The sequence below is a fragment of the Frankia sp. Hr75.2 genome (assembly GCF_949319125.1).
Lineage (GTDB): Bacteria > Actinomycetota > Actinomycetes > Frankiales > Frankiaceae > Parafrankia > Parafrankia soli.
In genome coordinates this window covers 1-23,139 of the sequence record NZ_CASGGV010000349.1, presented here as the reverse complement: position 1 = coordinate 23,139, position 23,139 = coordinate 1, and the positions used below count along the sequence as shown (strand labels likewise).

Sequence of the window (23,139 nt, the reverse complement as noted above, 5' to 3'; positions counted from 1 at the left end):
ACCGAGGCCCTGAGACGGCATAGATCGTCGGGCTGCCCTCCATCTGAGCCATCGATTATCGAACGTAACTCGGGCTCCTCAACGTCATGTGGGCATCGATATGTATATCTGTTGCATCGCCAGCTAGTGTCCTGGACCTGAGTTCGCTGATTAAGTACGGCTGGGTCCGTGGCGAGGACGGGGCGGCCGATGGCCAACCTGGTGCTGGCGGAGGAGGAGCGGGCGACGCTGACCCGCTGGATCCGGCGGGCGAAGTCGTCGCAGGCTCTGGCCTTACGATGCAAGATCGTGCTTTCGTGCGCTGGTGGCGCGTCGAGTGGGCAAGGGCGGTCGGAAACGGCACGTCGACGCATTTCTCGCTCATGCCCAGTAACCGGGATCTCTGTCATGGCCAGCGGCACCAGGCTGACGCTGACAGTGCATCCTACGGTTTCCGGGCGACTCCGCCGTACATGTACACGTGGGCGTTGTCCAGTGCAGCCGCCTCGTCGTCGGGATGCCAGTGGTGGACGAGCGCGACGCCGGGGTCGAGGAGTTCCATCCTGTGGAAGAAACGCTCCACCGTGCTTTTGTCGCGCGCGATCAGCGGAATTCCGTTGGCCCTGTACGCGGCCTCGCCAGCGTGAACTTCCTCGGGTGCGCTGTCGGCGGTAGTGGTGGAAAGCGCCAGGACACTGCCCGCCGGGAGCGGACGCATGATCCGGTTGATGAGGTCCTGCGCGACCGTGTCATCGGCGATGAAGTGCACGATCGCGATCAGACTGGCCGCCACGGGCTGGCTCAGGTCGAGGGTTTCCCGCAGCTGCTCGGACTCCAGGATCCCTTCTGGGTTGTGGCGGTCGGCATCGAGATAGGCGGTCCGCCCCTCGGGGGCGCTGGGGAGCAGGGCCCGCGTGTGGACCAACACTATGGGATCGTTATCGACGTAGACGATCCGCGATTCCGGCGCGACCTTCTGGGTGACCTCGTGCAGGTTCGGCGCGGTCGGCAGCGCGGTACCGATGTCCAGGAACTGGCGGATACCGTGCTTCGCGGCCAGGACGCGGGCCCTCCTGACCCGACACGCCGCCGTTTATCAGTCTTTGTGAAACGAGGTGTGAATAGGCTGGTGAATGTACAGCTCGCGTCGCCGGTGGCTCACCCCTGCGTGGGTCGGTGCGGGCAGACAGTAGTGGGCGGGCTGGCTGTGTTCGGCGTGGAGCCGCGCGGCGTTGTAGACCCGTGGGAACTTCCAGAGCATGCGCAGGAAGTTCGTCTGACCGTGGGTGAGATGCCCGGCGACGATACGTGCGGTAGCGGCCAGTGCCTTGACGCCGAGATGCTTGCGGTTCAGTACGGCCTGGGTCGCGACGAGTTCGCGGTAGAACTCGTCGAGGGGAAGGCTGGTCGGGGTGACCGCGTGCTGGATGTCGAACAGGCGGTAGTCCAGCGTGGTCAGTTTCTGGGACTGGGTGTGCCAGATCTCGGTGCCCGGGTAGGGCGTCATGACGGTCAGGTGGACGATTTCCGGTACGGACAGGGCCCATTGTCGGACCAGCCGGAACTGGTCACGGCTCCAGGCGGGGTCGGCGATTAGGTTCACCGCCACGGTGATGCCGATCTTGCGGGCGAGTTCGAGGGCCTTGATGTTCTCGTCGGGGGAGATGCGCTTGTGGAACAGGTCGAGTCCCTCGGCGTCGAGGGCCTCCATGCCGAGGAACATGTAGGTCAGGCCGAGCCGGCGCCAGCGTTGGAAGACCTCGGGATGGCGCAGCAGGACGTCCGCGCGGGTCTCCAGGTAGTAGCGCTTGCGGATGCCTCGGCGTTCGATTTGGTCGGCGATGGCGTTGCCGTGGTCGGGCTTGATGAAGGCCACGTCGTCGACGAGGAAGACGTTGGGCTCGCGGATGGAGGCGAGCTCGTGTCCGGCCGCGTCCGCCGACATCCGCCGGTAGCTGCGCCCGTAGAACGTCCAGGCACTGCAGAACGAGCAGTCCCAGGGGCAGCCGCGGGTGAACTCCACCGATGCACACGGGTCGAGCTCGCCGATGAAGTACCGGTTGCGGCGGGCGAGCAGGTAACGGGCCGGTAGCGGCTCGTCGAGGGTGGGCAGCATGGTCGGTGGGGGCCCGGACCCGGCGCGGGTGACGGCTCCCGGGACCTCGGTGAGGCTGTCCCAGTCGGCTTCGAGGATCCGGGGAGCGACGACCTCGCCCTCTCCCCGGGCCACCGCGTCGATTGCTTCGTCGCAGTTCTCGAGGAGGTGCTGGGCGATGAACGAGACGCTGTGACCACCGGCGATCACCAAACATCCTGGTCGGGTGATTTTAGCCTGTTTTGCGAGCATGATGACTTCTGGGACGTTGGCCAGGTAATTCAGGCCGAACATCACGGTATGCGGCCGGAAATCCGCCAGCGCTCGGGTGTAGTCCCGTATGTCGGCGGTCTGCAGATCGATCAGGCGGACCTCGTGCCCGGCCACGAGCAGCGATGCGGCCACGCGTTCAAGACCCAGAGGCTCGAGTCGCAGAAAGATCTCCGAATACATCAACGCACTGGGATGGACCAGCAGCACACGCATGGCATCGCCTCGTTCCGTTGGCCGTGTCTCCGGATTACCCCGGAGCCCGTCCACATACCGCTGTTGCGCGATCGGACGCGGTCCGTGGGGTGGTGAATCCCCCCGGCGTGTCCGGAGACTCATGACACACCGGGGCGGTTCAACACGATCGTCTACCAGACCAGTGGGATCAAGGATCGCCTCGCCGGACGGCCCTCATGGCCGACGGCGTTCACAGGCAACGTCTCGGCTGGCTCCTTGCCCTATCCGCGGAGCAGATCCGCCATGCCAGTGCATTTTATGCGAGCCGATGTCACGGTCACCTCGATCGTGAAGCTGCTCGGGCCCTACCTGCTGCAGCACCCTGCCCGCCCACGTACGGGAGTGTCGCAACAGCTCCCGCTCCGAGCAGCGTCGCGACCCTCGTCAGGGTTTGCGGCCGATTCCTCCACCGATCAGATTCTCGGTGGTGGAGCCGAGGCGGATCAGGTCATGACAGTGTGCGCGAGGGCATCGCCGAACACCGCGACGCTCTTGATCGCAGTGTTGGCGATGCTGGCGCCACCCACATCCTGAACAATCTGCCCGGAGGAGCACCGGCTGGCACCAGCGGCAGTAGGTGCGGGCAGCAACCGGAACCAGACGATCGCGGGGATCGTCTTCAGACTGTGGCGCTCCTATGGTTCATGACTATTCCCGGACTCGTCTGCGCCCTGATCCTGCTTGCCGCCGTCGACCGCTTCACCGCGTGGGCAACCACCCGCAGCTGGCTTCCGTGGCAACGACGGCCTGGAGGCCGCAGCGTGTCCACGATCGCGCTCGACGAACTGGAAGCCAGCTTCTACGCCGGCAAGCGGCACCAGATCGAGCAGCGCCGCACCGAAGAGATCCTCCGCGACGACGACTCCGAGAGCGCTCCTCCTCACAAGCACCTCGAGCCCGGTCAGGCGATCGTCCGCCTACCCGTTGTGGCGGCGCCAGCTGCCTCGCCCACAAAGCCCGGTGTCCGGGAGGCCGACTGATGGGTGCATTGCTTCCGCAGCCGAACCGCTGACCAGACCGACGTCCTCGCAGTTCGCGGTTTCGAGGTTCGATGTCGCCCCTGCCCGTAACGACCGTTGCGGTCTGCGGCGGCGGGCGCGATGTGGTGTGCACAGCCAACCATGAAGGAGAGGCTGATCGGAACCATCCGGCGCCCGGTCGAGCTCCTGACCGCGATGGTCGACCGGGCACACCGGCTCCGGGCAGCCCGCCACCCGTGATCGGGCTGGCTCCCCGGCGCCGGCGTCCTCCTGGCGGAGTAGTGGTCCTGCCCGCGGCACGAACCGGCCCTCAGGTCCGCCGGTCAGTGCTCAGGGGTCGGCGCGGGTCGCAGGGCGGCGGGAACCGCGACCCACAGCGTCGCGAACAGCATCAGTGTGAGCACTCCGGCGATGATGCCGACGGTGAAATTCTTGGTCACGTCGAAGATGAGAACCGCGACGCTGGACACAGCCACCGAGAACACCGCCAGGCCTGCCTGCGCCAGCCGGTTCGCCACGACGACGAGGGTTTCCTTCTCCCTTTTGCGGAACATCGCCCGGTGCAGGCTCACCGGCGTGATCAGCAGGCCGGTGGCCAGGATGGACAGTGCCACCACCGCGAGGTAGAGCCACTCTTGATTATTGCTTAGCGTGGCGAACCTGTTCTGGAACGGTAACGCAAGCAGGAACGCGGTGAGCAGCTGCACCCCGGTCTGCGCGACCCGCAACTCCTGAAGGATCTCCGCCCAGTTCCGGTTGAGGCGCTCCTGCGCCGACTCGCGCTCCTCTCGGCCGTGGCCCTCTCGACCGCGGTCCTCCTCGTCAACCCCGTCCTGATGGTCCTGTTTGACCGTCGTCCCCACAATCTCACCCATGATCTTCCAGCTACCCGATTCGGCCGCATTGATACCGCTCAGGCGGCCGCGGGCAGAGACGAGCGGCCCTCCGTCGCGATCAGCCGTCATGATCGGCACGGTATGATCGGTGTCGTCACCGCTCGCTACGGGTGCAGGATGACCTTCACGACGCCGTCCTGCCTACACGGGCACCCCGCCCACCCGGGTTGCGGCCAACTCCCGCCGACAAGCGGTGCCCGCTCTCAGGATCTGGCGCCGATCTTGTGGAGTTTCCGGCTCCACCGCAGACGGGCAGCGCCTCGACCATCCTCGATCATGCCGGCTGCCCCACCCCACCGGACGCAACAGAGCCCTTCTGCTCACCCACTATGCGATACGCGTGCTCATGGCCGAGGCCGCGAGGCGGAGTCGATCCGGACCAGCTCTCCTTCTTGACGAAGCCTGAACATCGTCCGCCGCCAGGTCACCGGGCAGGCGGTTTTTCCCCACGTCCGTTGTCTACCGGAAACGGGATCATTCGGACCCGATTGCGGCCGCCGTCTTTGGCCCGATATAGCGCGACATCGGCGATTTCGACGAACACTGCCATGTCGTCGTCGGGAGCGGGGATGGTCGCGGTTACGCCGATACTCACGGTGATGATGCGCTCTACCGCCAGAGGGTGTGGTTCGGCCAGTTCCTCGACGGCGGAGCAGAGGCGTCGGGTCAGCCGAGCGGCGGTATCCGAGTCGGTGTCGGGCATCACGACGGTGAACTCTTCCCCCCCATAGCGGGCGGTCAGAAAGGTGTCACCGACATTCTCGGCCAGGCATGCGGCGACCCGCTGGAGACATCGGTCACCTGCGGCGTGTCCGAAGTGGTCGTTGTAGAGTTTGAAGTGGTCGATGTCGACCATCGCCAGCGCGATGGGTGCCGCGTGTTCCTGGGCCCGGCGCCATTCGATGTCCAGGGCCTCTTCGAGGCGTCGCCGGTTGGCCAGCCCTGTCAGCGGATCGGTGACCGAGAGCTGTTCCAGCTGGTGGTTCGCGGCGGCGAGTCGTTCGTTGGTAGCGGCGAGCTGCCCGGTTCGTTCGGTGACCTTGCGTTCCAGCGACGCGTAGACCATGGCGTTGTCGAGCGAGACCGCGAGCTGTCCGGCGATGAGCATGATTCCTTCGAGGCGTTCGGTGGAGAACGCGCCACGGATCAGTCTGTTCTCTAGTAGCAGCATCGCCTGCAGATGGCCCCGGATCATGATGGGTATGGCGAGCAGCGAGCAGCGGTCGAAGTCGAGGAGGTAGGGGTCGCGGCGGAACCGGTCGTCGCGGGTGGCGTTGGCGACGACCACAGGTTCGTGGGTGCGCTCGGCATATCGGATGACCGAGGCGGGCAACAGACGCCGCCGGCTGGCCTCCCGGAGCGAGACGGTGCCACCGGCACCGGTCGGCACCAACCACCCGGCTTGTTCCTGCCTACGCAACAGCAGGTGGACGCCGGTGGCACCGGTCATCTCCGACAGGATCCCCACGACCCTTGCCCGGAGGCCCTCGATGCTGGTCTCCGAGCTGAGTGCCTGGGATGCCGCGACGACGCCGAGCAGATCGACGGTGCCGGTCGCGACGGTCGAGCGTCGCGTGGATGGCGCCGCCGGTGGATGAACGACCGGTTCGCAGGCGGGTTCGGTTCGTAGCGTCGGGTGGGCCCAGTCGAGTTGGCTGACCTTCGCGGTCGCGCCCCAGTCCAGGTACTGGCGCCGGGCGGCTGCCAGGAGCGTGTGGCCGGCTTCATCCATGCCGTGGGCCAGGTAGAAGCGTGCAGCGCGTTCCAGGATCAGCGCCCGGTGCCACGGGCGCGCCCGTACGGAAGCCTCTCTCTGCGCCATGTCAAACGTGTACGCCGCCTCGCGGAAGTCTCCGACAGCCCACGCCCGCTCCGCCTCCATCATGCGTAACAGGTGCAGGAAGTTGGCCGGCGCGTCAGCCGCACGTGCGGCCAGCCACTCGACCAGCTCGTCGAGCTCGGCGAGCTCTGTGTCACGCCGATCCGCTCCTGCCGCACGAACCTGTGCCGCCATGCCCAGGGCAAGCAGCACCCGCGCCACCGCCATCGCATAGTTCGCTCCGACCATTGGCCTAAAGGGCATCACCGCTGCCGCATGCCGGGTCAGATCGACCGGATGACCGAGAACGGCTGCGGCGAGCGCCCGGGCCACATGCAGGTTGGCGACGGCGAACGGGTCCGCGGCCAGCATGCTCAGCTCGGCTGCCTCGTCGGCCGCCGATTCGACGGACTCGCCTCGCATCACTCGTACCAGTCGGCGAAATATCCGAAATATCGTCTCGGCATGTCCATTGCCGGTGCGGGCTGCGGACGCCAGTGCCTCGTCGACCTCAGCGGCGAAGACATCAAGAGACGGCGCGCAGTCCAACAGGTCGTACAACAGTGCGTAGTGGGCCCAGCATGCGTTCTGGAGATCACCGCTCAGGACAAGTCCCTCCAGCGCGCGACGGCCCTCGGACAGATTGTCCTCGAGGGGCGCGAACCAGTGGCCGGTAGTGATCACATATACGAACTGCGCCTGCCACACGTCAGGCTCATAGCCGAGCGCCTGACCGACCGCCAGGATCCGCCGCAGGATGCGGTGCCCGGTGCGGTAGTCGCCCCTGCGGACGATGGTCACGATCGCGATGTGGCCGGCCGGGCCGAGCAGAGCGCGATCCGGGCCGTGCCATGCCCAGACCTCCAGCGTCTTGATGGTCAGCCAGGCCATCATCGCCTGGTCACAGAAGAAGGCCGCGGGCATGAGCCGGTTGACGAGCTTGATGGTGCTGAGCCGGGACTGGTCCGTGATGCCCGGTCGGTGCAGGTCGTCGGACTCGCTGGTCGTGTCGATCCATCGGTAGAGCGCGTCGAGTCCGCGGTCGATCTCCGCATCGAGATCGTTCTCGTCCGGGACGGATATGCCGAGGTGCCGCAGCTGGTCGAGGCCGAGCCGCATCGCCTCGCCACCGCGTCCCCGGTTGGTGAGACTGCTGACCTGCACCACTGTGGCGGCCGTGAGTTGAACCGGGTGGGTGCACAACCGGCCGATGGTCTGGTACGTGTCGTCCGCCTCCTCCAGCCTGCCGAGGCTGTACAAGGCGGCGTGCCGGTCGGTATGGACTGCGATCAACTGGTCGGTGTCAGTCGGATCGATGACCTCGACCGCCGCGGTCAGGAGCCGCTCGACCAGTGAGTAATTGCTCAGCAGTTTCGCTTCCTCAGCGGCGTGCCGGAAGAGTCCGGCCACCCGCTTCCGTTCCTCGGTGCCATGCACAGCATCAACTACGGGCAGGTACTGCTCCGCCGCCACGGCGAAGAACTCGGGCCGCTCGACCAGGCGCCGTGCCAGACGCAACCGCCTCGCGTCCTGGTCCTGCGCGGCGCGGCCGCCCAGCACGGACTCCCGCGTCCGATCGTGGTGAAACCGCACGCTCTGCCGGCCGTCGGACTCCAGTACCAGTAGGCCATCGCCGAACGCGGGGGCGAGCCGCCGCTCGACCTCGTCCGCCGGCAGCCCAGTCGCGGCAGCTAGGAGGTCCAGCTCCACCTGGCCCGCCAGGCAGGCCATCACCGCGAGCACCTCCGCGGTGGCCGGCGGCAGCGCGGCCACCCGCGCGGCCAGCAGCTCGGCCACATCCACTCGGTCGAGCCGGCGGCGCAGCGCCTCCCAGTCCCATCGCCACCCACCCCCGCCGAGGGTCAGTACCCTGTCGTGGCGCAGCGCGTTGAGTAGCTCCACGATGTCGTACGGATTTCCCCGGGCGGATGGCGCAATCATCTGCGCCAGCTCGGTGGCGGGCGGCGGGGACAGGTGCAGCAGGTCAGCCACCAAGGCCGCCTGCCCTGCTGGCGGCAGGCTACCCAACCGCAGGTGGTGGGGCCCGACTGCCTGGTGACGCCAGCGGGCGAGCATCGGCGTCAGTGGATGGGCGGCGTCGATCTCACTTTCCCGGTACGCGCCGACCAGCAGCAGTCCCGCGATCTGTTCCTCACCGGCGAACACCAGGTCGACGAAGTCCAGCGGCGTCCGCCCGGCCCACTGCAGGTCGTCGACGAAGAACACCACTGGTCGCTTCCGGGAGGAAACGGCACGTAGTGCCTCGACTGCGACACGTGGCGCTCGTACCTGTGCGGTCATCGGATCGCCTGGCTCTGGGCGAACCTTCAGCAGCACCGCCAGTTCCGGCACGGTGGCGGCAGCCAGGCCGGCGTTGGGTCCCAACGCCCGCAACATCCGGTCCCGCACCTCGGCCAGGTAGTCGTCCGGCTCGGCCAGCAGCAGCCGACCCAGCGCACGCAGCGCCTGCCGGACCCCGTCGTACTCCTGGTCACGGCGATACTGGTCGAATTTGCCGGCCACGAACCAGCCGTCGACGCCGGCCGCTATCGGCCGCAGCTCACTGACCAGGGATGTCTTACCCACGCCCGGTGCGCCGCCGACGAGGACCCCGTGAGAGCGTCCGGTCACGGCCTCGGCGAACGCCGCGTCCAGCTCGTCGACCTCCCGGTCGCGCCCGGACAGCCGGGATGGCATCAGCGGACGCGTCAGAAAATCATGCTCGCCAGGATGCACCGCCGCCGCGCCGCGTCGTACCAGGGTGAGATCGTGCACCAACCCGTCGGCGCTCTGGTAGCGGTCGTCGGGTTCCTTCTCCAACAGGTGCGTGATGATGTTCGACAGCCCGGCCGGTACCGACGGATTCACCGCCACAGGCGAGCGTGGGATCCGAGCGAGATGGTCATGAATGATCCGAACTGGGTTGTCCGTGCCGAACGGCGGCGCGCCGGTAGCCAGCTCGTACAGGGTGGCCCCGAGCGCGTACAGGTCGGCTCGCTGGTCGACCGGGCGACCGGTCCGCCCGGTCTGCTCCGGCGCCAGGTACGGCACCGTCCCGACAGTTGCCCCGTGGTACGTGAACTCCGGCCGGACCGACGAAAGAGCTGTGGCAAGCGCGAAGTCGATCAGGCAGGGAACTCCCAAGTCCTTGCTCACCACGATGTTCGCCGGGCAGATGTCCCGGTGCACCACACCCCGGTGATGCATCCCAGCGACGGCCCGCGCCAGCGATTCGGCGAGATCGACCAGCTCGGCCGGATCCAGTGGAGTCGTCCACTCGGACAGCGCCGTGCCATCGACATCGACCAGCAGGATCGATCCCGCGCACTCCACGGCCCCAGCAGCGAGGTGTGCGACCCCCTGGACTCCCGACAGCCGCCCAAGGATCTCGACCTCATGCCGCAACCGCCGCTGCGCGTCTGGTCCCAGCGGTTCCTTTCGGATCACACATCCAGTCGGAAACACCAGCCGAGTGATCCGGGTCTGCTCCGTCGTATGAAGCAGCTCCGGTCGCACCACCGTCACCGGCAAATCCCGGCTCGGGGTCACCCGCTGGGAGACCATCTGGACACCCCCACACCGTGCCGCGGACAGCTTATCTCCCCAGCCTGCCCGAGTCGGGGCGGAAGCAACGAGGGCCCGGACCGCTGACGACCAGACCCTCACCACCCAGGTCACCGCCGTCCACGCGGCATCCCGGGCACCTACGGCGCGCCCACGCATGCGCGCCGACCTGGCCGCCGCCGGGGTGCGGACCAGCCGTAAACGCGTCGCCCGGCTGATGGGACAGGCAGGCGACGCAAGGGGTTCACCGCCCTCGACGGATCAGCCTCACCCGCCGAGACCGTGCCGCCCGCCTCCCACCAGACCTGGTCGGACGCGGCTTCGCCGCCCCAGCCTCGAGCCAGGTCTGGACAGCGGACGTCACCCAGAGGGACCGTTCAGCGGGGCTGCATCTCGGGTCGGGAGTCTCCGCTCTCGAGTACTGCTGGGCCTTGACAGTCCGGTCGTTCGTCTCCTCATGGCCGATTCCGCGAGGGCCACATGGCCTGTGCTGGCCCTGCTCAGTGGCCGGCTCCCTGTCCCGGCCGGTTGTGTGGCGGCCGGGTGGCTACTGGTTGGTCAACTTGTCGGCGATCTGGTCGATGAGGCCCTGTTCGATGATCGGCGGCGGGACGTCCTGGATGTTGGTGACGTCGAGCTCGACGGCCACCTGGCCGACGTAGAAATAGATCGTGTCGAAGACGTAACCGTAGGTGCCGTATTCGTCCGTGATGCCCATCGAGGTGCGGACCAGCGCGGTGGCCCCCGCGGCGGGGACGGTGTCTCGACCGCGACGATCTCGTAGGTGAAGCCGTTCTCGTCCTCGCCCGCCAGCTGGTCCTCTGTCGCTGTTCTCGTCGCCAGCGCCGCCCGAACTCTCGAAGCCCGCGGTCTCCTCGCCCGCCGTGAGCACATAGTCCCCCGCGCGCAGGATCCTCGCCGGCGCGACGGTGGCCTGCGTGGGCGGGGCCGCCGGCCCGGTCGTCCCCGGCCCGGTCGCCCCCGACCCTGCCGCCGCGGGCGGCGGCGCTGCGGGGTCGACTCCGTCTCGGAGCCCCCTTCAGGGCGTGGATGTGAGAGGAATCCACCAGCGCCCGGTGCAAGTCGAGTAGCCCGTCGGCGTCGCACTCGGCGAGCAGCTGCTCGCGCAGCTCCGGCCAGGCCCCGGCCTGCACCCAGTCCTGCAGGCGGCGCCAGCAGGTCACCCCCGACACCCCGAACAGCGTGCTCGGCAGCTCCCGCCAGGGCACGTAGTTACGCAGCACCCATAGGATTCCCGCCAGCGCCGCCCGGTCGTCGAGCGGCAATCGGCCTGGGTAGCGGAACCGCCGTTCCCGAGCCGGGATCAGCAGTGTCAGCCGCGTCCACACCTCCGCGCTCACCACCAGGACAAGTCTTTTTCGAACGCGACACCGTCCTGAGCGCCGATCGCAAGGAAGGCGTCACAACGCTAACTCTCAAATACTGACTCAATCAAAGACCTTACTGTCAGGGTACCTCCCGGCCGCGGGGGTCGAGGACGCAGGTAAAAGAGGACTGGAATGCCCAGCGGGGGCCTGCTCGGCCCGCCAGTAGTACTGGATTTCAGTCCTCGCGTACTGCTCGGCCTCACACCGCGTTTACTGCGGCGGGCGCCGTCCTGTTTCAGGAACCGACCCCACACCCTGGCCGCGCGGCTACTTCCCTGCGGGCACCTGGTCCTTGACCTGGTCGTAGCCGACCTTGATGGGCGCATCGGCCGGCGAGTAGATCATGCGGATCACGCCCGTCGGGAACGCCTCCGTCGCCGTCACCTTCAGGTGGTACGGCGTGTCGCCGTCGTCGAACAACCGGCGGCCCTTGCGTGCCGCCACCGGGTGCACCAGCAGGCGGAGCTCGTCGACCAGCCCCGCGGCGAGCAGTTGCCGCACCACGGAGATCGAGCCGGGGATCAGGATGCCCCTGATGCCAGCATCAGCCTTGAGCGCGGTGACGGCCTCGACGACGTCGCCCTCGACCAGCTCGCAGTTGCGCCAGGAGAACTCGAGCGGCTGACGCGAGACAATCACCTTGCGCACGTCCCCGAGCTGCTTGGCGAACGGCGCGTCCTCGCCGCCCGCTGCCTCGCGGGCTGGCCATGCCCCGGCGAAGCTGTCATAGGTCACGCGGCCGATGAGCAGCACGTCGGAGGTGTCATAGTCCTCGGCGACGGCGCGACCCATGTTCTCGTCGAAGTACGGGAAGTGCCAGTCAGGGTTGATCTCAGCCACGCCGTCGGCCGAGATGAACAGCGTAGAGATGACCTTTGCCATGGCGGTGGTCCCTTCGAGTCAGGTGGTGTCTCGGTAGGTAGACCGGCGCGGCAGCCAAATCTCATCGGCCGGCCACGGATCAGCCGGGCCGGTTCACCTATATCTCGGCCCACACGCTGATGCTGAGCGGGCGGATCCGCCCCGGCCCTCCGCGAGCGCACTGTGTCGATCGGGGACAGTCCCGGCACGCGAAGGGGCGTGGAACGCCCTGCCTGAAGCGGATCGGCCGGTCGTCGGATGGCGAGTGGCCGGCCACCGGTGGCGGATGGGAGGCCGGCTGGTGGCGGAGGCCGGAGGCCGCGCCGGGGAGCCTCGGTCAGTGCTTGATCGACCGGTGGTCGGGCGTAGCGTCAGCCGCCGTCGCGACCGTGTAGAGTCACCTCTGGTGCGGGCGAGCAGCCCAGAACCACCACTCGTCCGGGTGGCGGAATGGTAGACGCGCTAGCTTGAGGTGCTAGTGCCCTTTGCGGGGCGTGGGGGTTCAAGTCCCCCCTCGGACACAACCCTTACGCCTATATGGCCTCGAGTAGGCCTGGCTTCGACCAGTAGGCTCTGCTCCGATGGCCGGTAGGTCAGACTCAGTCCCAACGCGGTGTAGACCGCTGCCTTGTCCTCCGGGCCAGCGTCGTGGAGCACTCGGCGTAGATCGTCAAATCGTTCGGCGAGGTCAGCGATTTCCTGTCGGGTCAGCCGTGGCCGCTTCTGGCGTGGACGGGTGGCAAGGACGGCTTCGGCGGCGGCGCGGCGGGTGGTGACCTCGGAGATCCAACCGTTGATGGTCTTCTCGTCGCCGTCGGCTTCGAGGGCGGCGCGGTAACGGGAGAGCTTGCGGTCGCAGTCGGCGATCTCGACCTGGGCGGCGGCGCGGCGGGGGTCGTCGGCGTCCGGGTCGGGCTGTGCCTGGGTCATGGCGTCGATCGTCTTGGTGACGCGGTGCGGGGCGAAGCGGGTGAACAGCCAGTCGTCGAGGGGACGGATGATCGCCGCCTCCCGGAGGTAGACGTTGTTCGGGTGGTGGACGTGGTTGGCGAGGGCGTACTCCTGGGGGTAGCGGCAGCGGTAGTGCGCCTGCGCGTTGACCCAGTTGCCCTGCATCTTGCGGGTGCACAGACCACAGCGCAGCATCCCGCGGAACAGGTAGCGGCGGTTGGTACGCCGCGGGCCGCGCTCATTGGGTGGCGTGACTCGCCGGGCGGTCCGGCGGGTCTGGGCCTGGGTGAACGTGTCGATGTCGATGATCGCGGGGTGGGCCTGCTCGGTGGACCAGACCCAGGTGTCGGTGGCGTTCCAGCGGAACTTGGTCTCGTAGCCGAGGGCGACGTCGTCGGAGCCTGTCAAACATGGTGAGACATCAGGCGGCTTCGTTCGTGTGTAGCGTCTCCTCGGTCTCGATGATCGCTGGGGGCTGGTTGATCCACGCCTTGGTCGGTAGCGCAGGCGGAGTTGGTCGGTGGTGGAACCGCTCGGGGTTGGCGAGGTAGGCGGCGTCGAGGACCTGGGCGCGTCGGGTCTGGATCTCGTGGGCGGTGCCGTCATGGACGCTGGCTGGGGTGTGTAGAGCGACGCCTGAATGCCGGTGGTCGTTGTTGTAGTAGCTGAAGAAGACGTCGCAGAAGACGCGGGCGTCCTGGAGAGAACCGAAACGTCCCGGGAAAGCGGGGCAGTATTTGAGTGTCTTGAAGTTCGCTTCGTTGTAGGGGTTGTCATTGGAGACGTGCGGGCGGGAATGGCTCTGGTCGATGTTCAGGTAAGCCAGGAGGGCGGCTACCGGCTGGGAGGTCATCGAGGTTCCGCGGTCGGCGTGGACGGCGTTCGGTTGGACGTCGCCGTTCACGGCGACTGCGTGCTCGATGAAGGCTTTTGCGAGTTCACCGGTCTCGGTGGGATGAACCTCGAAGTGGACGGCTTTGCGGGAGAATATGTCGAGGATGACGTACAGATCGAAGTACACACCGCGGACGGGTCCGGTTAGCTTCGTGATATCCCAGCTCCATATTTCGTTGGGTCTGGTCGCGAGTAGTTCCGGTTTCTTCCGGGCGGGGTGGGTGGCCTGCGCACGCCGCTCGACGGTCTGGTGCCGGGCACGCAGCAGCCGGTACATGGTGGACACGCTGGCCAGGTAGACGCCCTCGTCGAGCAGGGTCGCCCAGACCTGGGCGGCGGACTTGTCGACGAACCGGTCGCTGTTGAGGAGCTCCAGTAGCCGTTCGCGTTCGGTGTCGTCGAGTGCTGCCGGGTGGACGGCCGGGGCCCGGGGCAGGCGTCCTGTGGATTGTGTGGGATTACGCCGACGGTACACCGTCGCCCGGGACATCCCGAGCAGGTCGCACGCGACCTTGATCGAGGTCAGTGGCACCAGCGAGGTGAACGCCTCGTCTACTACCTGCCGGGTTTCTTGCCGGAATCCGCGCTCTCGGAGATCAGTTCCAAGAGCGCGTGTGCTTTTCCCACGACTTCCAGCGCTGCTTTCGTTCTTGCCAGCTCGGTGGCGAGCCGTTCGTTCTCTCGGCGTAGCCGCTCGTTATCGATATCCGTCTCGCTGGCCGCGGGCCGACCGGCGGGCTTTCCGGTGAGACCTTCGCTGGCCCCCTGGTCCCGCGCCTCGCGCCACTTCTGGATGTGGGAGTGGTAAAGACCTTCCCGGCGCAGCAACGCGCCTCGTTCACCCGACTCGGTCAACCCGTCGTACTCGTTCAGGATTCTCTTCTTGTAGGCCGCGGTGAAGCTCCGGCGCTTCGGCCGGTCCGACCGCGGTCCTCCAGACGAGCTCACCCCGCCATCCTCCTGCTTCGAGGAGGCCATGTCTGCCATGGTCAACGTCACTGGTCTTGAAGATCCCGTCTCGCCCTACGCTACAGAAGTCTCGGTGATCCTCATGTCTCACGGGAGTCTGACAGACAGGGATCGCGCCCTTTGACCAGGCGATGCCTTCGCGGTGGGGGTTGCGGGCCCGGTCGTGCGCGGACGGGCAGGGGATGCCGTCGGCGGTCAGTCCCTCGGCGATGGCGAAGAGGCTGTGGGGCTCCAGAACTCCGATCCGAGCGGTGACCTGTGCGTTTGCCTGCCGGACGGGGTCCGTGTCGGGCAGGCTGGATGGTCATGGTGTGGTCGCTGCTCTACGCCCTGACGCGCAATGCTCTCGGACTGATGTTGCTCCGCGTGCGCGGCGACACCGCGAAAGACGTGGAGCTCCTCGTCCTGCGGCATCAGGTGGCGGTGTTGCGACGTCAGGTCCACCGTCCGGCGTTGGAACCGGCGGATCGGGTCATCCTCGCAGCCCTGTCCCGGCTGCTACCCCGGGCCCGCTGGGGTTCGTTCTTCGTCACCCCCGCCACCGTGCTGCGGTGGCACCGCAACCTTCTCGCACGACAATGGACCTATCCACGGAAGCCGCCCGGTCGGCCGCCGGTCCGCCGGGAGATCCGCGAACTGGTCCTGCGCCTCGCGCAGGAGAACCCGGCCTGGGGCCACCGCCGGATCCAGGGAGAACTGATCGGGCTGGGCTACCCGGTCGGGGTGGCCACCGTCTGGCGGATCCTGCACCGCGCCGGCATCGACCCCGCACCTCGTCGAGCCGACACATCTTGGCGCACATTCCTGCGGGCGCAGGCCTCCGGTCTGCTGGCCTGCGATTTCTTCACCGTGGACACCGTGTTCCTCCAGCGGATCTACGTGTTCTTCGTCGTCGACCACGCCACCCGCCGTGTCCACGTCCTCGGGGTCACCAAGCACCCGACCGCGGCCTGGGTCACCCAGACAGGCACGGAACCTGCTGATGGACCTCGACGAGCGCAGCCACCGGTTCCAGTTCCTCCTCCGTGACCGCGACACGAAGTTCACGGCTTCCTTCGACGCTGTCTTCGTCGGGGCCGGCATCGACGTGGTACGCACACCCCCTCAAGCCCCGCAGGCGAACGCGATCGCGGAACGCCGGGTAGGTACCGCCCGCCGCGAATGCACCGACAGGCTGCTGATCGTCCAGGCTGCTGATCGTCTCCGAACGGCACCTGACGTCGGTCCTCACCAGCAACGCGGAGCATTTCAACACCCACCGGCCCCACCGCTCCCTCGGCCAGCACCCACCCGACTCGCCACCCGTGGTCGCCCCGACGTCGGGTTCCGCCGTCCGTCGCACATGCATCCTCGGCGGGCTGATCAACGAGTATCGCAACGCCGCCTGACACCTACCGGGGAAGACCGGATCAAACCGCAAAAGGCCAGCTCACAGGCCAAATCGGGGTTCTGGAGCCCCACAGGGGAGTGCGACTACGTCGCGGACTTCGCGCTGAAGCTCCCGACCGTCGTGTTCCTGGAAATGATGGGGCTGCCGATCGACGAGCTGCCGCGGTTCCTGGAATGGGAGGCCATGGTGCTTGGCCCCGGTCGACCGGTCCGGCGGCCACGACCCCGACCGTCAGGTGGCCGGGATCTTCGCGGTCGTCGAGTACTTCCAGGCCGAGATCGCCCGCCGCCGGGACAGCGGCGAGCGTGGTGGCGACGAGCTGCTGTCGGCGATGCTCGACTGGGAGCTCGACGGCCGGCCGGTGACCGACGAGGAGCTGGTCAACTGCTGCGTGCTGCTGTTCCTGGCCGGTCTGGACAAGGTCGGGATGAGCCTGTCGTACGGGATGTACCACCTGGCCACCCATGACGACGACCGCTGGCGGGTCGCGGCGCTCGCGGCAGCCGGCGAGCCGATGGACGACGTGGCCGAGGAGTTCCTGCGCTTCTACGCGGTGCCCGAGAACGGCCGGAAGGTGACCCGCGACGTCGAGATCGGCGGCGAGCTGCTCAAGGCGGGCGACCTGGTGGTGTTCCCGCTTGTCGCGGGCAACCGCGACGATGCCCTCGTCGCCGGTGCCGACCGCGTCGACCTGCGCCGCGGCGGGCGATCGGTGCCGCATCTCGCGTTCGGCGGGGGGCCGCACCGCTGTCTGGGCTCCCACCTGGCCCGCATCGAGATGGACGTCGCGCTGGCCGCCTGGCATGAGCCCATCCCGGAGTACAGTCTCGGCGCCCACGACGGCCCGCTGGCGTACTGGGGCAACGTACACGGAATGTTCACTCTGCCGCTGACCGGCTTCGGGCACCGATGAGCGGTATGCGGATCGTCGTCGGCGAGGCCCGCTGCCACACCCTGGAGCCCGACCTGTTCCCGCTCGACGACCTGGGCTACGTCGACGTGACCGATCCGGAGGTCCAGGCCGACCAGGCGGAGCGCGCTCGCCGGGCCGTCGCGGCCTGCCCCGAGCGGGCGCTGAGCCTGGCCGAGTCGTGATCATCGCCGGCTAGGTCGGCGGACGCGACCGCGGGGAAGTGCCGTTTCCACACGGTTGCGTCCGCCGCCCCTGGCCTGGTAGAGCGCCGCGTCGGCGAGTTCGACCAATGCCGCCAGGTCGTCTGCCGGGGTCGGAATGATTGCCGTGATTCCAATGCTCACAGTGACGATGTGGTCGAGGCCCAGCGGGTGTGGTTCGGCCAGCTCCGCGATGGCGAAGCGGAGCCGCCCGGCGAGGCGGGTGGCGGCATCGAGGACGGTGCTCGGCATGACGACAGCGAACTCCTCGCCGCCGTAGCGGGCGGCGAGATCGGTGTCACGGGTGCCCGCGGCCAGGCAGGCGGCGACGCGTTGGAGGCAGCGGTCGCCGGCGGCGTGTCCGAAGCGGTCGTTGTAGAGCTTGAAGTGGTCGATGTCGATCATTGCGAAGGCGATGGGTGCCTTCTGGCGCGCGGCCCGGCGCCATTTGGTGTCGAGGGCCTCGTCGAGGTGTCGCCGGTTGGCCAGTCCGGTGAGCTCGTCGGTGACCGAGAGTAGTTCGAGTCGCTGGTTGGCGGCGGCGAGCTGCCGGGTCCGTTCGGCGACCTTGCGTTCCAGCGACGCGTAGACCTGGGCGTTGTCGAGGGAGACGGCGAGCTGGCCGGCGATGAGCATGATTCCTTCGAGGCGTTCGGTGGTGAACGCGCCCCGGATCATCCGGTTCTCCAGGAGCAGCATCGCCCGGAGTTCGCCGCGGATCGTGATGGGGATGGCCAGCAGGGCGCAGCGGTCCAGGTCGGTGAAGTAGGAGTCGCGGCGAAACCGGTCGTCGCCGGTGGCGTCGTCGACGACGAGGGGCTCGTGTGTGCGTTCGGCGTACCAGATGATCGAGGGTGGCAGCAGGCGGCGCCGGCCGGCCTCGTCGAGCGGGACGGTGGCACCTCCGTCGCCGGTGGGTACCCGCCAGCCGTGTTCCTGCTGGGCACGCAAGAGCAGGTGGACGCGGGTGGCGCCGGTCATCGCCGACAGGATGCCCACGACCCTGGCCTGCAGGCCGTCGATACCGGTCTCGGAGCTCAGCGCCTGGGAGGCCGCGACGACACCGAGCAGGTCGATGCTGCCGGTCGTGACGGTGGGACCCCGGGCCGCGGGCGTTGACAGTGGCTGCGCGGCCACCTGGGCGCCGACGGGCGCGGCCTGCAGCGTCGGATGAGCCCAGTCGAGCTGGCGAACCTTCGCGGTCGCACCCCAGTCCTGGTACTGGCGGCGGGCGGCGGCGAGCAGCATGCAGCCGGACTCCTCCACGCCGTGGGCCAGGTAGAACCGCGCGGCGCGTTCCAGGATCAGTGCCCGATGCCAGGGACGTGCCCGGGCCGAGGCCTCGCGCTGCGCCACGTCGAACGTGTACACCGCCTCGCGGAAGTCACCGGCGGTCCAGGCCCGCTCCGCCTCCGCCAGACGCAGCAGGTGTCGGAAGTTGACCGGCGCGTCAGCCGCACGTGCGGCCAGCCAGGCGACCGATTCGTCCAGTTCGGCCAGTAGGGCGCCGCGCTGGCCCGCTGGTGCCTCGCGGGCCTGCGCGGCCACCGCTATGGACCGCAGCACGCGCGCCACCGCCATCGCATAGGTCGACGCCATGATGGGCCCGAACTGCATCATGGCTGCCGTCTGCCGGGCCAGTTCGGCCGGCTGATCGAGGATGGCGGCGGCGAGTGCCCGGGTGGAGTGCAGCAGGACGGCGGTCGGCGGGCTGGCGGCCGCCATGGTGAGCGCGGCCGCCTCGTCGGCCGCCGATGTGACGGCCTCTCCGCGCAGTACTCGTGCCAGTTGGCGGTACACCCGGAACACCTCTTCGGCCAGGCTGTTGCCGGTGCGTGCGGCGAACGCCAGCGCTTCGTCGACCTCGACAACAAAGACCTCGAGCGATGGCGCGCAGTCCAGCAGGTTGGTCACCAGCACGTAGTGGGTCCAGCAGGCGTTCTTCAGGTCACCACCCTGGAGCAGACCCTCCTGCGCGCGCCGTGTCGTGGGCAGGTTGTCCTCGAGAGCGTCGAACCAGTGGCCGGCAGCGGCGACATATGAGTACTGCGCCTGCCACACGGCTGGTTCATACCTGCGTGCCCGACCGACCGCGAGGATCCGTCGCATGATGCGGTGCCCGGTGCGGTAATCGTTTCTGCGGGTGATGGTCACATGTGCTGCATTGCCTGCCGGGCCGAGCAAGGCGGGATCCGGACCGTACCGCGCCCACAGCTCCAGCGCCTGCAGGGTCAGCCAGGCCAGCATCGGCTGGTCGGAAAAGAACGCCGACTGTGCGAGCTGGTTGACCAGCTTGATGGCGCCGAGCCGCGAACGGTCGGTGATTCTCGGTCGGCGAAGGTCGTCGGACTCGCTGGTCTGGTCGATCCATCGGTAGACCGCGTCGAGTCCGCGGTCGATCTCCGCTTCCAGGTGATCCCGGTCCGGCGCGGCGAGGCCGAGCTGCCGCAACTGGTCGAGGCCGAGCCGCATCGCCTCGCTGGCACGGGTCCGGATGGTGAGGCTGCCGACCTGCACCACGGTGGCCGCCGAGCGCTGTGTCGGGTGGGTGCACAACCGGGTAATGGTCTGGTACTCGTCGTCGGCCTCGTCCAGCCGGCCGAGGTTGTACAGGGCGGCGTGCCGGTCGGTGCGGACCGCGATCAGTTCGTCGGTGTCGGTCGGGTCGATGAGCGATACTGCCGCGGTCAGCAACCGCTCCACCAGCGGGTAGTCGCTCAGCACTCTCGCTTCGTCGGCGGCCTGCCGGAACAGTCTGACCACCAGCCGCCGCTCCTGGCCGGTGTGCACGGCGTCGGCCACGGGCAGGTACTGCTCGGCCGCGACGGCGAAGAACTCGGGCCGGTTGGCCAAGCGCCGAGCCAAGCCCAACCGCATGGCGCGCCGCTCCTGTGGGGGAGGCCGCTCAGGACGGACTCCTGCATCCGTTCGTGGTGAAACCGCGCGCTGGGCCGGCCCTCGGACTCCAGTACCAGCAGGCCGGCGGCGAACGCCGGGGCGAGCCTTCGCTTGACCTCGTCCGCTGGTAGCGCGGTTGCGGCTGCCAGGAGGTCCAGCTCCACCCGGCCGGCGAGGCACGCCATCACCGCCAGCACATCGCGGGTGTCCAGTGGCAACGGGACCATGCGGGCGGACAGCAGCTTGGTCGCGTCCACCCGCTCCAGCCGGCGGCGCAACGCGTCTCGGTCCCATCGCCAAGCGCCGTCCCGGGAGGCTAGTAGGCCGGTGTAGCGCAGCGTGCTGAGCAGCTCTACCGTGTCGGACGGATTGCCAGCCGTCGCTGGCGCGATCAACTCCGCCAGCTCGGCGGCGGCCTGGGGGGTCAGGCGCAGCAGGTCGGCCACCATGGCCGCCTGGCCCTCCGGCGTCAGGGTGCCCAACCGCAGAACGTGTGGACCGACAGGCTGATGGCGCCAGCGGGCGAGCATCGGGGTCAGTGGATGGTCGGCGTCCACCTCGCTCTCTCGGTAGGCGCCGACCAGCAGCAGCCCCTCCACCTGTTCGGCGCCATCGAAGATCAGATCGAACAGGCCCAGCGGTGTTCGCCCCGCCCGCTGCAGGTCGTCGACGAAGAACACCAACGGCCGTTTCCGCGAGGCGACGGCGCGCAGGATCGCGACCCCGGTGCGCTGCGCCCGCGCCGCAGCGGTCATCGGATCCCCCGGCTCCGGAGGAACACCAAGCAACGTCGCCATCTCCGGCACCAGGGCGGTGAGCAGTCCGGCGTTGGGTCCCAGCACCCGCAGCAGCCGGTCCCGCACCTCGACCAGGGAGTCCTCCGACTCGGCCAGCAACAGCCGCCCCAGCGCCCGGAACGCCTGCCGGACCCCGTCATACTTCTGATCACGGCGATACTGGTCGAACTTCCCCGCCACGAACCAGCCGTCGGCACCGGCCACGATCGGCCGCAGCTCGTTCACCAGCGCCGTCTTGCCCACCCCGGGTGCCCCGCCGACGAGCAGCCCGCGGCAGCGGCCCTCGATCGCCTCGGCGAACACCGCGCCCAGCTCGCCGATCTCCTGGTCCCGGCCGGCCAGCCGGGATGGCGTCAGCGGCCGCGCGGGGACATCGTGCTCACCGGGGCGCACCGGGGTGCCGTCCCGGCGTAGCAGGACGAGGTCATGCACCAGCCCGTCGGCGCTCTGATAGCGATCGTCCGGCTCCTTCTCCAGGAGATGCATGATGATCGCCGACAGGCCGGTCGGCACCGCGGGGTTCACCACCGACGGCGGCACCGGCACCCGTGCGAGATGACCATGAATGACCCGCAGCGGGTCGTCCGTACCGAACGGCGGCGCGCCGGTGGCCAGCTCATACAAGGTCGCGCCGACCGCGTACAGGTCAGCCCGCTGGTCCACCGGGCGGCCGGTCCGACCGGTCTGCTCCGGCGCCAGATACGGCACCGTCCCGACAATCTCGTTCTGGTGCAGGAACCCCGGCTGGACCGTCGTAAACGTGGTGGCACGCATGAAACTGGTCAGATAGAGCGAGCCCTGATCGCTTACTACGATGCTCGCCGGGTTGATGTCCCGGTGCACCACACCCCGGTGATGCATCCCCGCCACGGCGCGCGCGAGTAATTCGGCCAGATTGACCAGTTCGGCCAAATTCAGTGGGGTGGCCCGCTGTCAGTGGGGTGGCCCGCTGAGAGAGAACCGTACCGCCGACGTCGGCCAGCATGATCGACCCCGGGCAGGGTGACATATCGGCCGCCAGCTGCAGGACCCCCTCGACCCCCGACAGCCGTTCAAGGATCTCCACCTCATGCCGCAACCGGCGCTGCGCGTCAGGTCCCAGCAGTTCCTCCCGGATCACACTCTCAGTCGGGAACACCAACCTGCTCACCCGAGTGTGTTCCGAGTCGTAGAGCAGCTCCGTCCGCACCGCCGCCACCGGCGGATCACGGCCTGGCGTCATCTGCTGGAATTTCATCTACCAGCCCCACACCACGTCACCCACGTCACCCACGTCACTCCCAGCTTACAAGTTTCCCCGATCAGGACGAAGGTAACTGTGAGTCTTGCGGTGCGGCCCTGGCTGGGGTTGCTGTCAGGATCGGCGCCGATGCTCCAGCATGACCCGCAAGGTAACTGGCGACCTGGTCAGCGGTCTGCCGTGGCCCCGAGATGTCTGCCGGAGCGTCGGCGCCGGACTGATCCACCCGTTGGCTTGATCAGCAGCTTGTCCGCCTGACCCGGCGTGACCCGTCACAGTTCCGCCACGCGGTGTCTCCCAGCCCGGCCAACCAGGATCGTCCAGCCGGATAAGGAGAACACTCACATGCCGCTGCTCGCGGACCAGATCGACGGCGTGATCGGCGTCGACACTCACCGCGACACCCTCGCCGCCGCTGTCGTGACTCCCGTCGGTGTCGTGCTCGTCAGTGCCGACGCACCCGCGAACGCCGACGGCTACCAGCGGCTGCTCGAGCTCGCCCGTCAGCACGTTCCGGGCGGGCGGTGCTGGGCGTTGGAAGGCACCGGCAGCTACGGCGCGGGCCTGGCCGGCTACCTCGACGCCGCCGGCGAATGTGTCGTCGAGGTCTGCCGTCCCAAGCGCCCGGCCCACCGCGGAGGCCGCAGGACCGACTCCCTCGACGCCGTTCGGGCCGCGCGCGAGGCCCTCGTCTCAGACCATCTGATCCACCCGCGCCGCCGTGGTGAACGCGAGGCCCTCCGGGTCCTGCTCGCCACCCGCGGCGCCGCCGTCCTCGCCCGGACAGCGGCGATCAAC

General features: G+C 68.1%; 11 protein-coding genes, 1 tRNA gene and 6 pseudogenes. 7 read left to right on the top strand and 11 right to left on the bottom strand.

Annotated features, from left to right (window positions below):
* Positions 1-424: 424 nt before the first annotated feature.
* Positions 425-1,042: pseudogene (locus tag AC559T_RS34700) on the bottom strand (SAM-dependent methyltransferase); the annotation flags it as partial.
* A 33-nt stretch (positions 1,043-1,075) separates the two neighbouring features.
* A complete protein-coding gene (hpnR, locus tag AC559T_RS34695; protein ID WP_498871393.1) occupies positions 1,076-2,560 on the bottom strand; it encodes a hopanoid C-3 methylase HpnR in 1,485 nt (494 codons plus the stop codon).
* Between the two features lie 479 nt (positions 2,561-3,039).
* On the opposite strand from hpnR, the gene AC559T_RS34690 reads away from it, so the two are divergent.
* A complete protein-coding gene (locus tag AC559T_RS34690) occupies positions 3,040-3,561 on the top strand; it encodes a DUF6191 domain-containing protein (RefSeq protein WP_146776641.1) in 522 nt (173 codons plus the stop codon).
* Between the two features lie 323 nt (positions 3,562-3,884).
* On the opposite strand, the gene AC559T_RS34685 is transcribed toward AC559T_RS34690, so the two are convergent.
* Together AC559T_RS34685 and AC559T_RS34680 are read right to left on the bottom strand one after the other, a co-directional pair.
* On the bottom strand, positions 3,885-4,526 hold the full coding sequence (locus tag AC559T_RS34685; protein ID WP_498871392.1) for a DUF6328 family protein: 642 nt from the start codon (positions 4,524-4,526) through the stop codon (positions 3,885-3,887).
* A gap of 355 nt (positions 4,527-4,881) precedes the next feature.
* Positions 4,882-9,840 carry a diguanylate cyclase gene (locus tag AC559T_RS34680; RefSeq protein WP_498871391.1) on the bottom strand — a complete coding sequence of 1,653 codons (4,959 nt, stop codon included), beginning with the start codon at positions 9,838-9,840 and terminating at the stop codon, positions 4,882-4,884.
* On the opposite strand from AC559T_RS34680, the pseudogene AC559T_RS34675 reads away from it, so the two are divergent.
* Positions 9,839-10,060, top strand: a pseudogene (locus tag AC559T_RS34675) (IS3 family transposase); the annotation flags it as partial. The gene AC559T_RS34680 and the pseudogene AC559T_RS34675 overlap by 2 nt on opposite strands.
* 327 nt (positions 10,061-10,387) lie before the next feature.
* Here the strand turns inward: AC559T_RS34675 and AC559T_RS34670 are convergent.
* The 3 genes and pseudogenes from AC559T_RS34670 to AC559T_RS34660 all read right to left on the bottom strand — a co-directional run bounded on the left by AC559T_RS34670 (position 10,388) and on the right by AC559T_RS34660 (position 12,110).
* Positions 10,388-10,558, bottom strand: coding sequence for a hypothetical protein (locus AC559T_RS34670; RefSeq protein ID WP_498871394.1), 171 nt, complete (start codon positions 10,556-10,558; stop codon positions 10,388-10,390).
* Between the two features lie 421 nt (positions 10,559-10,979).
* Positions 10,980-11,189 (bottom strand): annotated as a pseudogene (locus tag AC559T_RS34665) (transposase); the annotation flags it as partial.
* A gap of 306 nt (positions 11,190-11,495) precedes the next feature.
* Positions 11,496-12,110, bottom strand: coding sequence for a dihydrofolate reductase family protein (locus tag AC559T_RS34660; protein WP_071065230.1), 615 nt, complete (start codon positions 12,108-12,110; stop codon positions 11,496-11,498).
* 415 nt (positions 12,111-12,525) lie between these two features.
* Here AC559T_RS34660 and AC559T_RS34655 point away from each other — a divergent pair.
* A tRNA-Leu gene (locus tag AC559T_RS34655) sits at positions 12,526-12,610 on the top strand.
* A 493-nt stretch (positions 12,611-13,103) separates the two neighbouring features.
* Here AC559T_RS34655 and AC559T_RS34650 read toward each other — a convergent pair.
* From AC559T_RS34650 to AC559T_RS34640, 3 genes and pseudogenes are all read right to left on the bottom strand, one after another.
* Positions 13,104-13,235 (bottom strand): annotated as a pseudogene (locus AC559T_RS34650) (hypothetical protein); the annotation flags it as partial.
* Between the two features lie 226 nt (positions 13,236-13,461).
* Complete coding sequence (locus AC559T_RS34645; RefSeq protein ID WP_498871390.1) at positions 13,462-14,466, bottom strand: IS3 family transposase; 1,005 nt, start codon at positions 14,464-14,466, stop codon at positions 13,462-13,464.
* 23 nt (positions 14,467-14,489) lie between these two features.
* Positions 14,490-14,912, bottom strand: a complete 423-nt coding sequence (locus AC559T_RS34640) for a hypothetical protein (protein WP_498871389.1) — start codon at positions 14,910-14,912, stop codon at positions 14,490-14,492.
* A 255-nt stretch (positions 14,913-15,167) separates the two neighbouring features.
* Here AC559T_RS34640 and AC559T_RS34635 point away from each other — a divergent pair.
* From AC559T_RS34635 to AC559T_RS34625, 3 genes and pseudogenes are all read left to right on the top strand, one after another.
* Positions 15,168-16,291, top strand: a pseudogene (locus AC559T_RS34635) (integrase core domain-containing protein).
* A gap of 192 nt (positions 16,292-16,483) precedes the next feature.
* Positions 16,484-17,206, top strand: a complete 723-nt coding sequence (locus AC559T_RS34630) for a cytochrome P450 (protein ID WP_498871388.1) — start codon at positions 16,484-16,486, stop codon at positions 17,204-17,206.
* 5 nt (positions 17,207-17,211) lie between these two features.
* A complete protein-coding gene (locus AC559T_RS34625) occupies positions 17,212-17,388 on the top strand; it encodes a ferredoxin (protein ID WP_498871387.1) in 177 nt (58 codons plus the stop codon).
* Here the strand turns inward: AC559T_RS34625 and AC559T_RS34620 are convergent.
* Positions 17,389-22,338 (bottom strand): annotated as a pseudogene (locus tag AC559T_RS34620) (diguanylate cyclase).
* A 348-nt stretch (positions 22,339-22,686) separates the two neighbouring features.
* Between AC559T_RS34620 and AC559T_RS34615 the strand changes: the two are divergent.
* Positions 22,687-23,139 (top strand): IS110 family transposase (locus tag AC559T_RS34615; RefSeq protein ID WP_498871386.1); only part of this gene is annotated, 453 nt, incomplete at its 3' end.